At 58.7% G+C, this 11589-nt stretch carries 20 protein-coding genes; 12 read left to right on the top strand and 8 right to left on the bottom strand.

Annotation, left to right across the window (positions count from 1 at the left end; all coding sequences use genetic code 11):
• Positions 1-549: 549 nt before the first annotated feature.
• The gene (locus FB009_RS28450; protein WP_145162595.1) at positions 550-2214 is read right to left on the bottom strand and encodes a reverse transcriptase domain-containing protein; all 1665 of its coding nucleotides are present in this window, start codon (positions 2212-2214) and stop codon (positions 550-552) included.
• A 636-nt stretch (positions 2215-2850) separates the two neighbouring features.
• Here FB009_RS28450 and FB009_RS28445 point away from each other — a divergent pair.
• Positions 2851-3933, top strand: coding sequence for an HNH endonuclease (locus FB009_RS28445; RefSeq protein ID WP_145162592.1), 1083 nt, complete (start codon positions 2851-2853; stop codon positions 3931-3933).
• A 160-nt stretch (positions 3934-4093) separates the two neighbouring features.
• Here FB009_RS28445 and FB009_RS28440 read toward each other — a convergent pair whose 3' ends face one another.
• From FB009_RS28440 to FB009_RS28415, 6 genes are all read right to left on the bottom strand, one after another.
• Complete coding sequence (locus FB009_RS28440) at positions 4094-4387, bottom strand: pyocin activator PrtN family protein (RefSeq protein ID WP_145162589.1); 294 nt, start codon at positions 4385-4387, stop codon at positions 4094-4096.
• A gap of 49 nt (positions 4388-4436) precedes the next feature.
• Positions 4437-4775, bottom strand: a complete 339-nt coding sequence (locus FB009_RS28435; RefSeq protein ID WP_145162586.1) for a hypothetical protein — start codon at positions 4773-4775, stop codon at positions 4437-4439.
• 15 nt (positions 4776-4790) lie between these two features.
• The gene (locus FB009_RS28430) at positions 4791-5036 is read right to left on the bottom strand and encodes a hypothetical protein (protein WP_145162583.1); all 246 of its coding nucleotides are present in this window, start codon (positions 5034-5036) and stop codon (positions 4791-4793) included.
• Positions 5033-5206, bottom strand: coding sequence for a hypothetical protein (locus FB009_RS28425; protein ID WP_145162580.1), 174 nt, complete (start codon positions 5204-5206; stop codon positions 5033-5035). The genes FB009_RS28430 and FB009_RS28425 overlap by 4 nt, the downstream gene beginning before the upstream one ends.
• A 103-nt stretch (positions 5207-5309) precedes the next feature.
• Positions 5310-5543: a hypothetical protein gene (locus tag FB009_RS28420; protein WP_127675782.1), complete on the bottom strand. Its 234-nt coding sequence runs from the start codon at positions 5541-5543 to the stop codon at positions 5310-5312.
• A 94-nt stretch (positions 5544-5637) separates the two neighbouring features.
• On the bottom strand, positions 5638-5820 hold the full coding sequence (locus FB009_RS28415; protein ID WP_127675783.1) for a hypothetical protein: 183 nt from the start codon (positions 5818-5820) through the stop codon (positions 5638-5640).
• Between the two features lie 16 nt (positions 5821-5836).
• On the opposite strand from FB009_RS28415, the gene FB009_RS33425 reads away from it, so the two are divergent.
• Together FB009_RS33425 and FB009_RS28405 are read left to right on the top strand one after the other, a co-directional pair.
• Positions 5837-6211 carry a hypothetical protein gene (locus FB009_RS33425; protein WP_234888305.1) on the top strand — a complete coding sequence of 125 codons (375 nt, stop codon included), beginning with the start codon at positions 5837-5839 and terminating at the stop codon, positions 6209-6211.
• Positions 6212-6233: 22 nt separating this feature from the next.
• Positions 6234-6500 (top strand): hypothetical protein, encoded by a 267-nt coding sequence (locus FB009_RS28405; protein ID WP_234888304.1) that lies wholly within the window; start codon positions 6234-6236, stop codon positions 6498-6500.
• On the opposite strand, the gene FB009_RS28400 is transcribed toward FB009_RS28405, so the two are convergent.
• Entirely contained in the window at positions 6497-7315 is an 819-nt protein-coding gene (locus FB009_RS28400) for a LexA family transcriptional regulator (RefSeq protein WP_127675820.1), read from the bottom strand. The two genes, FB009_RS28405 and FB009_RS28400, sit on opposite strands and share 4 nt — an antisense overlap.
• Between FB009_RS28400 and FB009_RS28395 the strand changes: the two genes are divergently transcribed.
• The 9 genes from FB009_RS28395 to FB009_RS28360 all read left to right on the top strand — a co-directional run bounded on the left by FB009_RS28395 (position 7287) and on the right by FB009_RS28360 (position 11551).
• Complete coding sequence (locus FB009_RS28395; RefSeq protein ID WP_145162574.1) at positions 7287-7541, top strand: carph-isopro domain-containing protein; 255 nt, start codon at positions 7287-7289, stop codon at positions 7539-7541. The two genes, FB009_RS28400 and FB009_RS28395, sit on opposite strands and share 29 nt — an antisense overlap.
• A 120-nt stretch (positions 7542-7661) precedes the next feature.
• Positions 7662-8006 (top strand): hypothetical protein, encoded by a 345-nt coding sequence (locus FB009_RS28390; protein ID WP_145162571.1) that lies wholly within the window; start codon positions 7662-7664, stop codon positions 8004-8006.
• Between the two features lie 456 nt (positions 8007-8462).
• Positions 8463-8915, top strand: a complete 453-nt coding sequence (locus FB009_RS28385; protein ID WP_145162568.1) for a hypothetical protein — start codon at positions 8463-8465, stop codon at positions 8913-8915.
• Positions 8915-9136 carry a hypothetical protein gene (locus tag FB009_RS28380; RefSeq protein WP_127675789.1) on the top strand — a complete coding sequence of 74 codons (222 nt, stop codon included), beginning with the start codon at positions 8915-8917 and terminating at the stop codon, positions 9134-9136. Before FB009_RS28385 ends, FB009_RS28380 begins: the two co-directional genes overlap by 1 nt.
• On the top strand, positions 9136-9384 hold the full coding sequence (locus FB009_RS28375; RefSeq protein ID WP_145162565.1) for a hypothetical protein: 249 nt from the start codon (positions 9136-9138) through the stop codon (positions 9382-9384). The genes FB009_RS28380 and FB009_RS28375 overlap by 1 nt, the downstream gene beginning before the upstream one ends.
• Complete coding sequence (locus tag FB009_RS32900) at positions 9381-9533, top strand: hypothetical protein (protein WP_186447685.1); 153 nt, start codon at positions 9381-9383, stop codon at positions 9531-9533. Before FB009_RS28375 ends, FB009_RS32900 begins: the two co-directional genes overlap by 4 nt.
• Positions 9530-11053: an MT-A70 family methyltransferase gene (locus FB009_RS28370; protein WP_145162562.1), complete on the top strand. Its 1524-nt coding sequence runs from the start codon at positions 9530-9532 to the stop codon at positions 11051-11053. The genes FB009_RS32900 and FB009_RS28370 overlap by 4 nt, the downstream gene beginning before the upstream one ends.
• Complete coding sequence (locus tag FB009_RS28365; protein WP_145162559.1) at positions 11050-11364, top strand: hypothetical protein; 315 nt, start codon at positions 11050-11052, stop codon at positions 11362-11364. Before FB009_RS28370 ends, FB009_RS28365 begins: the two co-directional genes overlap by 4 nt.
• Complete coding sequence (locus tag FB009_RS28360) at positions 11348-11551, top strand: hypothetical protein (protein WP_145162556.1); 204 nt, start codon at positions 11348-11350, stop codon at positions 11549-11551. Before FB009_RS28365 ends, FB009_RS28360 begins: the two co-directional genes overlap by 17 nt.
• Positions 11552-11589 lie beyond the last annotated feature (38 nt).

Raw genomic sequence — 11589 nt, 5'->3', positions numbered from 1 at the left:
CTCGCTGATGAATTCGGGAGGCGCAACCAGCCCGCCTCCCTGAATGAAGCCGAAAAACTCCAGCCTCCGCTGGTCCAGAAACCTGGAGCGGTTCACAATAGGCCGGACTCTAATCCAAACTGGAGGAAATTACCCGTGGCAGGTCAGTTGCAACCAAGATCACTTGCATTGCACCACCTATCAATAATGATCTGGACACTACCATTTTGACCTCCCTCTAGTGGTGTTGGTCACTATTCATAGTGCGCTTGGTTGTAACGAAAGGAAAGGTATTTCAGGGGGGCTGAGCGTTAGCAAGCGTCAGCTCCCTAGAAAGGAGCCGCGACCGCATTGCGCCAACTGCGGTCATTCAGAAAACTGAACGAGTGCCGCTAAGATGGTAGCTGTTAGGGGAGTTTAATATGCAGCCGGACCGCTTGCTCGCAGACCGCACTTAGGATGACTCGGCGTAAAGCGGCAATTTGCAAAGGACTTTGAAAGGTTCTCTGCGACACTGCTTGCGTTCATCCAGACCGTAGTGGTCAAACGCCGCCGTCATTTTTGAACTGCCTAGATTAGTGGCAATATCAGCGTCGAGAACACGGCTTCACATTTTTCGTTAGGATCATCGTCGTTTGGCCCCCGCACTACCACCCCGACAACTTTGCCCTTGAACAGAACAGGACCACCGCTCATTCCCGAGAACGTGCCGCCATCAAGTACCATAACATTGTTGCTGGCGGGAATTGATCCATCAAGCGTGGTTTTAGAGAAGCGGGTAATGGTGGCTTCAGAAATAGTTACCGCTTCCTCGTTTAGGTTCCCCGGAAAACCAGCAATTTGGACTTTGTCGCCAACCTTGAGGGCTCCGACCTCAGCTATGGAAGCGAGCTTGAGCATTCCTTTTGGCGTGTGCGCGGGCAAGAGCGCAGACAGGTCGAGCGTCGCCAAATCGTTCACTCGGTCTTGTTTCAACGCCTTGACCGAAACAGGAAATTTGGGAGCAGATTTCGGAGTGACGGTCATGTTTGGCCCTATGCAGTGAGCACAGGTGATGTACTTACTGCCTTCGATCGCAAAACATGTTCCTGTAGTTACAACTTTATTTTCGTTAACCAGGTACCAAACGGCCTCTTCAATAATTCTGTTTGTCTCAACTATCGGAATAGTTATCTTTCCACCCGATGTTAAACTGTTGTATTTGCGGGCGAGCGTCTGGAACGTTTGATCTGTAGAGCCTTTCACGTTCCTAACAAACTCTATCTTTCCACGAACTACCCATTGGAAATGCTTGGCCTCATGAGCGTCCAGCCGTCCTCTGTTTGGCCGAAACTTGGAAAAATGTCTTATTTGTGCTGCGGCATATCCATTGGTTTCCCAATCATGCAGCATGGCCCTAATCTGCCTGATGAAGCTGCGCGGTACATTCACCTTCTTATTAACGACCAGCCCCGTCACCTCCTGACCGAAAGAGCGAGGAAGCAATCTGGTTTTTGCGTGATTTACTGCAAACCCGTTGCCTTCGATCAAATCGAGAAAGGCTTCCGAAAGGACAACGCTACGATGATCTTCTGGGTCTTCAAGGCGTGCAATTTTTCCAGGAAACTTGTTCCTGTTAGATGAAATAGTGATGTCGTCAGCATACCGAGTATACGTACAGCCAAGTTGGGAGCAAAACCTTGCGATCTCACTATCCAGTTTATCGGAGACAATATTGGCCAACAAAGGCGACAACGCGCCGCCCGTCATGAGAACGCTGCTGTCCTGGATTTTTCCATCTATTAAGGCTTGGGTGGGATAGCACGCTATATGTGCGACAAACTTCGCTATCTCAGGCGTGTAACCATAAGGCTTTGATTGAAGCCGACCGGCTATTCTCCCGAAATGGATTGATCCGAAATAGTTTTCGAGATCAATATTGAGAACCCATTTTTTCAATACGTGCTTTTCGGCGTTGCTTACGATACTTCGCCCGTGTCCAGGCACGAAACCGTGGACGTTTACACGAGGGCTATAGTCCCGCTCTAGCAGCAGCCTTACGGACCTCTGCAAACTTAGAAGCGCAATTCTTGGAGCTTGAATAGTTCGTGTTCCACCGCTTCTCTTTGGAATCGTGAACACACGGAATTTCGATGAGGGCGGTAGCTTATAAGCGATATATGTAACACGTCGCTTCAGATTTCGACCAAGGGCAGCAGCGAGAAAGCGCAAATCTGGAATGGATTTAAGCGTCATGGGTGTGCCAACGACATCGATCTAGCATTCATAACGTAGCGAATTTGCAAATCGTATGTAGCGCATATTGTCCGAGGTGGTTTGAAGGTAACCTTCCCGTAGGTGTCGCAGGAACCACAACACTAAGTTGATCGAGAGATCGTTGACACAAGAAACTCGTATCTGCCATCAGCACAAGTCACAACCGACAAAACCTGTTCTGCACAATTATTAGTTAGAGCAATGTGTGGCGAAAAAATCCTCGCGTGCACGCGCCACTACAGATTACGAAGGTCGGAAACAGGTCATGGTAGTCTGGGAGGTATTCCGCAAGACCGGCCTTCTTCGTCGAACGAAGTCGCGAAGTTGATCGCCTTCGTTGCCTCTCCACCCGGTGCTTCTCTGAGCGGCATAAAACATGTCACTGATTGCAGTCCATTGCCGAAGCGTAATTTCCATAGAACCGTCGCCGGTTCGGAAGTCATTTCCGCGCCAGCGAGTGGAGGTCCGCTTCGGGCCAAGTCGAGACGTTCCCTTTGCTTGTCACCGGCGACCGCTCAGGGTCGAAAGCCGTCATCGGATGCTTCACTGATGTATGAGTCCTGACCTTAGAGCCGGCACTGGACAACTGGTGCTGTTGCGGAACAACGTGGCCGCATGGGTATTCCACTGATTCTAGTCACAGACGATGGCGCGCGGCTCAATGCTAAGCTCGAGATGCACGAGCTTGGCATAATCCTTCACAGTCGCAGCGGGACCGATCGAAATCGTGATTATCGGCAAGCACTTGAATTGCTGATGTCCCGTTTAGACAGCGCTGGGATCGACTACGAAATCTATCTGGATAGCCAGCGTGTTCAGAAAACGGATCTCGTTAAGCGCCGCCTTTCCTTCGATCGAGGCGCGTCAATCGCGACTCGATTTGGCGAGCTTGTGCGTGCCATGAATGCAAACAGTCAAAGCCACGGCGCTTGGCGACGGCTGCTGATCACGACACCCGGTACACGCCACGCGAAGTTGCGCGCTGCTATTCGCGCGGTTGAGACCACCACAGGTGAGATTGCCCGGTTGCCCACCAGTGAATTGCGGAAAGTGACGACGTCCCACATTGAGCGCGCCGTCCAGAAGCTTCTTACAGGCGGCGACGCCGCTAATTTTGCTCCGTCCCGCGACTATGATGCCTTGACCGACGACGGGGTTCCCCTCGCTCCTAAAAAGGTGTTCGGTCTGGCCCTGGAGGAGGCGCTTGGAATAGAGATCCATCCCGGCCACTTTAGCGCCGGCTGGGGACAGATCTGTTTCGAACTGCTCGAAGAGGCGGGCCTCTGGATCGTAGCGAAAAATGGCGCTGCCGTCCGCCCCAAGCCTTATTCGCCTGAGATCGAATCAGAGCTGATCCGGTTCACACCGACCGAAGAGGAACGAAGCTGGATTGAGGGCAATCCGAAGATCGTCTCCCACCTGCAACGCGAGCGGCAACCTGGTCTGGCAAAGCAAAAGCGAGACGAATTCATCGCACAGCATGGGCGCCTTTTTTGTGAGGATTGTGAGCTTGATCCCGCCGAGCGCTATGGCGATGAAGCCGGTTCCGCCTGCATCGAGGTTCATCACCACCGAACCCACGTTGCTAAGATGCAGCCCGGTCACAAATCGATAACGGCCGACCTGAAATGCTTGTGCGCCAACTGCCACCGTGTTCTGCATCGCAAGCTGGCTCTCGGGCTTGCGGTCCCGATCTAATGATTCGCTGATCTGCGCATCGCGATCAGCGGCGCAGGATCAGGGTGGTACAACGAGGAACGAGCTGCCGCAGTCGAAAGCGGACGAGTCTCGGTGAAGGCGATACGCACAAACGGCGCGGTCAGAGGGCAAGACAGCGCAGTATCGGCGTCTTATGTTTTCATCGGTGCAGTTGACGGAATTCCCTCAGTGCCGTTTCGCGCCGCTGGTCCAGATAATCTGCCAGATCCTGCAAGTAGACACCCTTCTGACATTTCTGCGACGTTTCCGCGCGCACGACAGGCAGAGCGATCTCACCAGATCCAACCTTGCGCAAAAACTTGTTCGGCGTGAGATGGTTGAAATAGTCTCGGCAGACATCCTCGACTGGAATAACCGCCTTGCCGCCGTACTGGGCAAACAGCAGGAAGGATGTCGAAAAGACCTGGTTGGAAATCGGGTCGGAGGTCTTCATCTTTGCGCTTCCTCGCATGCGTCGGCAAGTACGCCTTCGATCGACTTGCTCATGCCCGCGCCTCCAGTGCCCTGACGTGCATGGTGATGCGCGGGACGGAGATCGGGCGGATGTCGTAGCCGCCTGTCTCGCGGGAAGCCCGGGTGAAAACGACCGTGCGGCGGCCATCTTCATGGATGCCGCGATGCTCGGCTGCGCTCCAGCCCCAGCGGCGCTCGGCGACATAGTCTTGCATCACATACTCGGCGACGCCGAAGGCCAGCGCCAGGCGCGGGATCGTCATGCCGGAGAGATAGCCGGCGCGCACGGCCGGCTCTTTGAGAAGCGCGGTTGACGTGGAGAGTCCGGCGGGCGGAACGGGATTGCGGACGTGGAGTTTGACCGTCATTTCGATTTCCTTGGGTCAGCGGCTGGACGGGAAGAGGAAGAGATCGAACCAGAGATCCTGCAGCCGCTCACGGTCGACGTCGTGCGTCGCGGCGATTTCGAGGAAGGTGCGATCGGGCGTGGCGTAGCAGTTGAGCAGAGCGGAGCGCTCGGCGACGGTGAGATCATGGCCGCGAAGGGCGGCTATCGGTACGGCGCTGGCCCGCTGGTGGCGCGTCGCGGCATCGTGACCGGCAGGGTGGGTGGCGAGCTGCGGCATCATACCTTCGCATCCGACGCGAACTGCCATTCCTTGCGGAAGGCCGTGGTACCGGCTAGCGCTACGGACATGAGAAACGCGATTGAGAGCGCGATGATGGCGCAGGCGAGGAAGAAGCGATTGGGGCTGGCTTCGAGACGCGCCTTGTTGTGTCCGGTGAAATGCTCAGTCATGGCCAGAGGCTCCAGAGCAGGATCAGGAGAAGGGTAAGGTGAAGGCGAGGCGGGTGAGTGCGCCGCGCATGACCACAGGAGCAGCTCACGGCGGCGCTCCCCGTCACTTCACCGGTGCGGGAATGTCCGCGCCGGCGCCGTTGCTATTGTCGATCGTGATCGGAGCGATAATCGGATCTACGTCGAGCCGCTGCTCATCGAACCACTTTGGCTCTTTGTCGGGGCTCCGAGGCGACAGAAGGTACTGGTCGCAACCGGTTATGTATTCCGCATGACCAGTCACCACGCCTGCGAAGTTCGTGATGCGGTCCTTCGCAAAGGATCCAAGCTTAATCATCTTGGAAATCTCCAGTGAGTTCTTCGGGGGTAAGCGCGCCGCGCGTGAACCACAGGGGCAGGGGCCACGGCGGCGCGCCCTCTTCGTCATGGCGCTACGCTGCCTGGGCCATGACGGTGGCGAGCTCGGTGGCCTTCGGGCCGAAGATGGAAATCTGGCGCTCGGTGAAGCCTTTCAGGAACAAATCTTCCTTAGTGCAGCCATCGCCGACCGAGCGCATCGCCTCGGCCATGCGGTTGATCGTGTTTCTCGTGTGAATTCCGCCGTTCGGTTGCATGTTGGTCTCCGGTTTGATGAAAAGAAAGCTTGTAATCTGGAAATTAAATCCAGATTTGGCGGACGTCAATGGGGGATTGGATTTATTTTCCATACCGATGGAAACGACTCGACTCAAGCGTTCACATCTGGATTATGAGAACGAAAGGAGAACAAATATGAGCGTTGCGCTGCGTCATTTGCCGAAAGTGTTCACGCTGCACATCCGCTGCGACAACTGTCTGAGGGAGTCATCTCGGACGGTCGAGGTTCCTGCGGTCGATGATGCACCCTGTGATGTAGACGAGTTGGTGGAGAGCGGCTTTCTTGGTGCGCTCCGATTCAGCTGTGTCTGCGCCGGCGTCGTTAAGCAGATTATCGGAATTAGCCAGGAGCGAAGCTATGGACTGTAAGGACGTTACGGAGTTCATTGTGGTGCCACCGGTCGCGCTACGCGCCGATATATGGGCGGCGAAGGAGCGCTTCGCCGACACTTTGAGCCGACAGTTTCCGGGTTATAGCTTTCGTATCGCTCGCATTGCGCCAGTCGACACGGGAGAGTGTTTCGGCGTTTATCCCGTGATGAACTTCGTTGGCGCTGATAATCAGGCGTTCATGTGCAATGAGCCGCCGAGCTGGTTGCTCGGCGAAATTCGCATGGCCTGTCAGGCGATTGATCTTCGAAAGAGCTTTGCGGCCTAAAACGGAAGGTCGTTCTGAACCCGGCGAACCAGGCCGACCACCTCGACCTGAGAGCCATCGTCCGCAAAAACGTCTCGCTCTACGACGATCGGCTTGTGCTTGGGATTGGTCGAGCGCGGATGAAATTCCGTGCGTCCTTGATAGATCTCGACCTGCTTCACAGACCACTCACGCGTTTGCCCGCCGTCACGCGTTCGCTCGACAACAACGACCATGCCGTCGCGGAGCACGGCCTCATGGGCCACATCCTCGTATGCAACGCAAATCAATCGGTCACCATCAAGGATCGGGCGGGGCCGGAGGTCATTCATCGAATCGCCGGCAACATCGAAAACCAATATTCGAGCATTGGGGAAGCGCTCATCCGGCGGAACGGCGATCACCTCGCGCTCGGCCTGGTCAAAAGCATCGACCTCTCTGAACGTGCCGGCCTCTGCTTTGCCGACAAGTGCCCCGGCCACGAGGCGCCCAGGTGCGGGCACCAACTCGCCGCCTTCGACTTCAATACCGTCTCTGAGCCACAGCAGCGGTCGCTTGATCGTCCGAGCGAGGGTCTCAAGGGCATCCCCGCGCGGCTGCTCGATTTCGCCTCGCAGGTACTTGTTAATGTTGTCGTAGGGGATGCCTGAGCGGCGCGCCAACTCGGCTTTGTTCCAGCCCAGCTCCTTGCGCCGCTCATCCAATCTCTTCCACCAGCTCATGGTCGCATCATACTTTCGGAAATATTTTCCGGTCTGGAAATCGATTGCCTTGTAGTTGGATTTAAAATCCATTATTGATTCATGCATGAGCACGACCACTATCAAGCAGATCATCAAGGACGCAGGCGGACCCGACGCCATCGCGCAGGCCAGCAGCAAGGCTGGCGGCGATATCTCGAAGGATGCCGTCTACAAGTGGAGCAAGACAGGTATTCCCGATCGCCACTGGCCCGTGATCATTGCGCTCACAAATTATCGCCCGGGGGAACTCTACGCCGCCAAATGTGCGGCGAGGGGGCTGCCGGTAGAGTTGCCGCATCCGGCGGAGGCGGCCGAATGATGTTCCCCCAGCAAGGCACCGGTCTCCTCCTCCCAACTGGCGACCTTGCCACCTGGCAGGGACGCGCCCAGCCTCGGCGCGTCCCTGCCTTTGTTTTTTCGGCCATCGGAAGGGTTCAACATGACGGTACCGTTTGACACGTCCTATTTGCTGCTGGCGGCGATCGTTCTCCTTGCAGCCCTTGAGGGTTTGTTGGTCCATCTCTGCTTCGCAACGCATAGGGTTTTGCGATTGCTGGCCGAGATCAGGTCGACCTCCAGTCGCAGCTTCGACATCATCGCCTCGATGTCCGTCGTTCCTGATTGCGCCGACAGCAACCTCATCCACTTCGATGGACGGACATATAAGGTCGTGGCGCCGGAGGATGGTCTTTCCCCGGTCCTTGTCGATGTCCAGAATGTCCAGGAGACCGCCGATGAGGTCCCCTTGTCGAGGATCGCGACGCTCCCATCCGGCGAAAGGTGAGGGAAGCCGATGCGCGTGCCGAGCAGACCTTTGATCCGAACGGACCGGCCATACAGCGGCTCGTCCCAGCGGTCCTTGATCGATATTTCGGTTTCGTACCAGCCCTGTGAGTCGGGGCCGTGGAAGAACGACCATTCGCCGTACGGTCCTTCTGCCTATCGGCGGTCGGCACGATCGTTGCGCGTCCAGACGAACGCGATAGTGCCTGGAATGGCAACCAGCACGGCCCATCCAAAATTCAGCCAGTCGACCAATTCGTTCACGCCCGCCTCCATGCCCGCCTTCGGGCAATGGAGCACAAATCCCATAATCGCGGAAGGGTTGCAGATTTGATGCGTCTCTCAAGAGCATGGGTTCCTCCCTGATCTGATGGGCTGAACCTACGCCGCCGACGCGCGGCCTTCACGGAATCCTTTCGGTTGATTTTTTCCTTGACCAAAACTCAGGGGTGTTTTCGTGCGTGCAATTTCTGACGAACATGCATCCATCATCAAGACCGCCACGGCGGCGGCTTACGAGGCGCTCGGCGGGGTGAGTCGGGCAGCGGAAGCGCTCGGCGTCGCATCTTCGACGCTGACCAAATATGCGTCGGCGGGCGAGGAATGGCGCGACAGCTTCATCCGCCTCGATCTTGCCGCCGAACTCGACCGGCGTTGCGATCACCCGTTCCTGCTCACTGCCATGTCGCGGATTGTGAAGGACGAGCGCGTTTCGAGCTTCGGAGCGGTCACCGCCAGCGCGGTCCTGCGCCTCGACGGCGTGCTGGACGATGTCGTTCGCACCGTCGCTCAAGCAATTGAGGATGGCCGCATCGACGCGGCGGAACGCCAGGCCATCCGCAACCGCATCGTGGCGGCAAAGCAGGACCTTGCTCGCCTTGAAGCGATGATGATCGACGGGGCCGCCTGATGGATGGCGAGCCCGAAAACCCTACAAAGACCGTGACGGCAATCTGCGCACTGCTGCCCGACGACCCGGAAATGGCCGTGAGCGTCGTGACTGTCGCCTGTGCCGCCGCCGCGATAACGGCCGGACTGGACGATGAGGCGACCGTCGACGGACTGCGTGCGGCACTCGTATCCATGCGCGGAAACGATTTCGTCGATACCGCCCGCAAGGGGGTGCACTGATGCAGGGTGCCGCTCTCTCCTCCACGTGCTGGACGGCCGGCGGACCGGTCGGCCCGCGCTGCCTCGCTTTCCTGCGGCGGGTGCGCGCCGGCGGCGGCGCCTACAAACTCGTCCGCAATGCCGATAGCGAGGCACTCGACAAGGCGCTTGCCTCCGGTTTCGTCGCGTGGGCAGGCCGCAGCCGCGACGACGTGCGGCTGACGGCGAGAGGCGCGGAATATCTTGACCGGCTGGCGAGGGTGGAATGACGAGGCTTTCCCGCCAGATCCTCGTCGAGCGCGTTCTGACGCGCTGGCTTCAGGAAAACCGCGACACGCACTCGGTCTCCGCCGAACTCGGCATCGACGAAGACGAGGTCTGCAAGATCATTGAACAGTCGGAAGGAAGAAGGCCGTGAGCGATCAGCTTCCGAAGCTTGGGCCGAAGGCGCGCGAGATCGTCGACGCAGTGTTGCGGGAAGGCATCTATCGCGCATCGAAAGAGTCCGAAATCGCCGTTTGCCGCAATCTGAACAGCCGTCAGCTCCTCTCTCGCGACAGGAAGGATGGCGCGGTTTGGTATCCGACGGCGAAGCTTTGCGAGCTGGCCGGCGTGACGCCGCCGGAAATCGGGCAGGGGGGCGAGGGCGGACCCGGCGCGCCGGTTTCTCGGGTTCAACCCGAGGAGGGCGCCGATCGCCTCCCTGCGCCGGCCGAGATCGAGCCTTCGCCGACGGCTGACCTGCCTCCGCTGACGCGCCTGCCGCATCATCCCCTCGCTGCCCTTTTCCCCATGTTGCCCGACGACGAGCTGCGCCCCCTCGCGGACGATATCGAGGCGAACGGGCAGCAAGAGCCGGTTTGGATCCTCGACGGCAAGATCCTCGACGGGCGGAACCGCGAGGCGGCTTGCCATCTGGCCGGCATCGACGCATGGACGAAGGAATACGAGGGCAAGGACCCGCTCGGCTTCGTGCTCTCGCTCAACCTGCATCGCCGGCACCTGACGGAAAGTCAGCGCGCCATGGTAGCGGCGCGGATCGTCGACTGGGAACGCGGCATCAATCAGAACACGGCCGGGGATGCAAATTTGCACGCCCGCGAGGCGGGGCGCCGGCTCTCGATTTCCGAACGCGCGGTCAAGGCCGCAAAGCGGGTGCGCGACCATGGCGTCGAGGCGCTGTCCGATGCCATCCGCGACGGGCGAATCTCCGTCCATGCCGGGGAGGCCCTAAGCCACCTGGAGCGGGCGGCGCAGGAAGAGGCGCTGCGGCTGGAGGAAAAGGAGATCGTCCAGCGCGCCAAGGAAATTCGCCAGAAGCGGCAGGAGATACGTCATGCCGTACGGCTGACGCATATGGCGCATGTGGCCGAGGCCGGCTCGTCCACGGCGGGCAAGGTTGGGCAGAAGTTCCCGGTCATCTATGCCGATCCGCCGTGGCAGTTCGGCGTGCGCTCGGAAGTGACGGGGCGAGAGAAGAGCGCCGAGAACCACTATCCGACCATGCCGACGGATGCGATCTGCGTGCTCTTCAACGAGATCGGGGCGCCAGCCAAGGCGGATGCGGTCCTCTTCCTCTGGGCGACCAACCCGATGCTGCCTGACGCTTTCCGCGTCATGGCGGCGTGGGGATTCACCTATGTGCACCACTGGATCTGGGACAAGGAAATTGCCGGAACCGGCTATTGGGGCCGCGATCGACACGAGCTGCTGCTGATCGGCAGGCGCGGCGACCCGGTTTCGCCGCTGCCCGGCTCGCAGCCGGAGACGGTCTATCGCGAGCGGAAGGGCAGGCACAGCGCCAAGCCCGATTACTTCGCCGAGCAGATCGAGCGGCTCTATCCCGCCATGCCGAGGCTGGAAATGTTCTGCCGCAGCCCGCGCCCGGGCTGGACGGCGTGGGGATTTGAGGCGGCGTCAGGGGAGGCGGCTGAGTGACCTCCATGCTTCCTATCATCGAGGAACTTGCCGATGCGCCGGACCATCAGGCGCGGGCGCGATGGCTGCTCGAAGTGCCGCTCGCGGTGATCATTCGCGACCAGGTGACTATCCACCGGCTGCTCTCTGCGGCCGGTTTTCACGAGGGGCTTGCCTACTTCGCAGCCGAGATCTCGGCGCTTTCGGCGACGCGCGGCCGTGACGGGCTTGCGCCAAACACAATCCGCATGACGCGGGAATACGCCCGCGTCGGAATTCAGATCATTGCGCGCGAGGGCGCGGAAGGAGGGAAGCATGCTGCAGCTGGCTGATCGGAGACGGTCACGCTCGGCCGCCATGAGCGGCAAGATGGATGAGCTGCAGGCGCTGGCCGCCGTAATCCTCTGGAAATCAGGCCATTTCGACACGTTCGACCTCTCCGCCGTTCTTGGCGTTGGCGAGGACGCTGTCTGCCGAACGCTGCAGACGGCGCGGCACGTGGCGAACGGAGGAGCATGATGTTTCGCACTGACCTGTTCAGCGAGACGAGCACCGAT

The organism is Sinorhizobium medicae, assembly GCF_007827695.1.
In the GTDB taxonomy this organism is placed as follows: domain Bacteria; phylum Pseudomonadota; class Alphaproteobacteria; order Rhizobiales; family Rhizobiaceae; genus Sinorhizobium; species Sinorhizobium medicae.
The sequence above is the reverse complement of the archived record's forward strand: the minus strand, read 5'-3'. Positions and strand labels throughout refer to the sequence as shown.

Bases quoted from the DNA above. Each gene is read 5' to 3' on its own strand.
- FB009_RS28450 (WP_145162595.1), bottom strand. From the start codon at position 2,214: ATGACGCTTAAATCCATTCCAGATTTGCGCTTTCTCGCTGCTGCCCTT.
- FB009_RS28445 (WP_145162592.1), top strand. From the start codon at position 2,851: ATGGGTATTCCACTGATTCTAGTCACAGACGATGGCGCGCGGCTCAAT.
- FB009_RS28440 (WP_145162589.1), bottom strand. From the start codon at position 4,387: ATGAAGACCTCCGACCCGATTTCCAACCAGGTCTTTTCGACATCCTTC.
- FB009_RS28435 (WP_145162586.1), bottom strand. From the start codon at position 4,775: ATGACGGTCAAACTCCACGTCCGCAATCCCGTTCCGCCCGCCGGACTC.
- FB009_RS28430 (WP_145162583.1), bottom strand. From the start codon at position 5,036: ATGATGCCGCAGCTCGCCACCCACCCTGCCGGTCACGATGCCGCGACG.
- FB009_RS28425 (WP_145162580.1), bottom strand. From the start codon at position 5,206: ATGACTGAGCATTTCACCGGACACAACAAGGCGCGTCTCGAAGCCAGC.
- FB009_RS28420 (WP_127675782.1), bottom strand. From the start codon at position 5,543: ATGATTAAGCTTGGATCCTTTGCGAAGGACCGCATCACGAACTTCGCA.
- FB009_RS28415 (WP_127675783.1), bottom strand. From the start codon at position 5,820: ATGCAACCGAACGGCGGAATTCACACGAGAAACACGATCAACCGCATG.
- FB009_RS33425 (WP_234888305.1), top strand. From the start codon at position 5,837: ATGAAAAGAAAGCTTGTAATCTGGAAATTAAATCCAGATTTGGCGGAC.
- FB009_RS28395 (WP_145162574.1), top strand. From the start codon at position 7,287: ATGAGCACGACCACTATCAAGCAGATCATCAAGGACGCAGGCGGACCC.
- FB009_RS28400 (WP_127675820.1), bottom strand. From the start codon at position 7,315: ATGATCTGCTTGATAGTGGTCGTGCTCATGCATGAATCAATAATGGAT.
- FB009_RS28390 (WP_145162571.1), top strand. From the start codon at position 7,662: ATGACGGTACCGTTTGACACGTCCTATTTGCTGCTGGCGGCGATCGTT.
- FB009_RS28380 (WP_127675789.1), top strand. From the start codon at position 8,915: ATGGATGGCGAGCCCGAAAACCCTACAAAGACCGTGACGGCAATCTGC.
- FB009_RS28375 (WP_145162565.1), top strand. From the start codon at position 9,136: ATGCAGGGTGCCGCTCTCTCCTCCACGTGCTGGACGGCCGGCGGACCG.
- FB009_RS32900 (WP_186447685.1), top strand. From the start codon at position 9,381: ATGACGAGGCTTTCCCGCCAGATCCTCGTCGAGCGCGTTCTGACGCGC.
- FB009_RS28360 (WP_145162556.1), top strand. From the start codon at position 11,348: ATGCTGCAGCTGGCTGATCGGAGACGGTCACGCTCGGCCGCCATGAGC.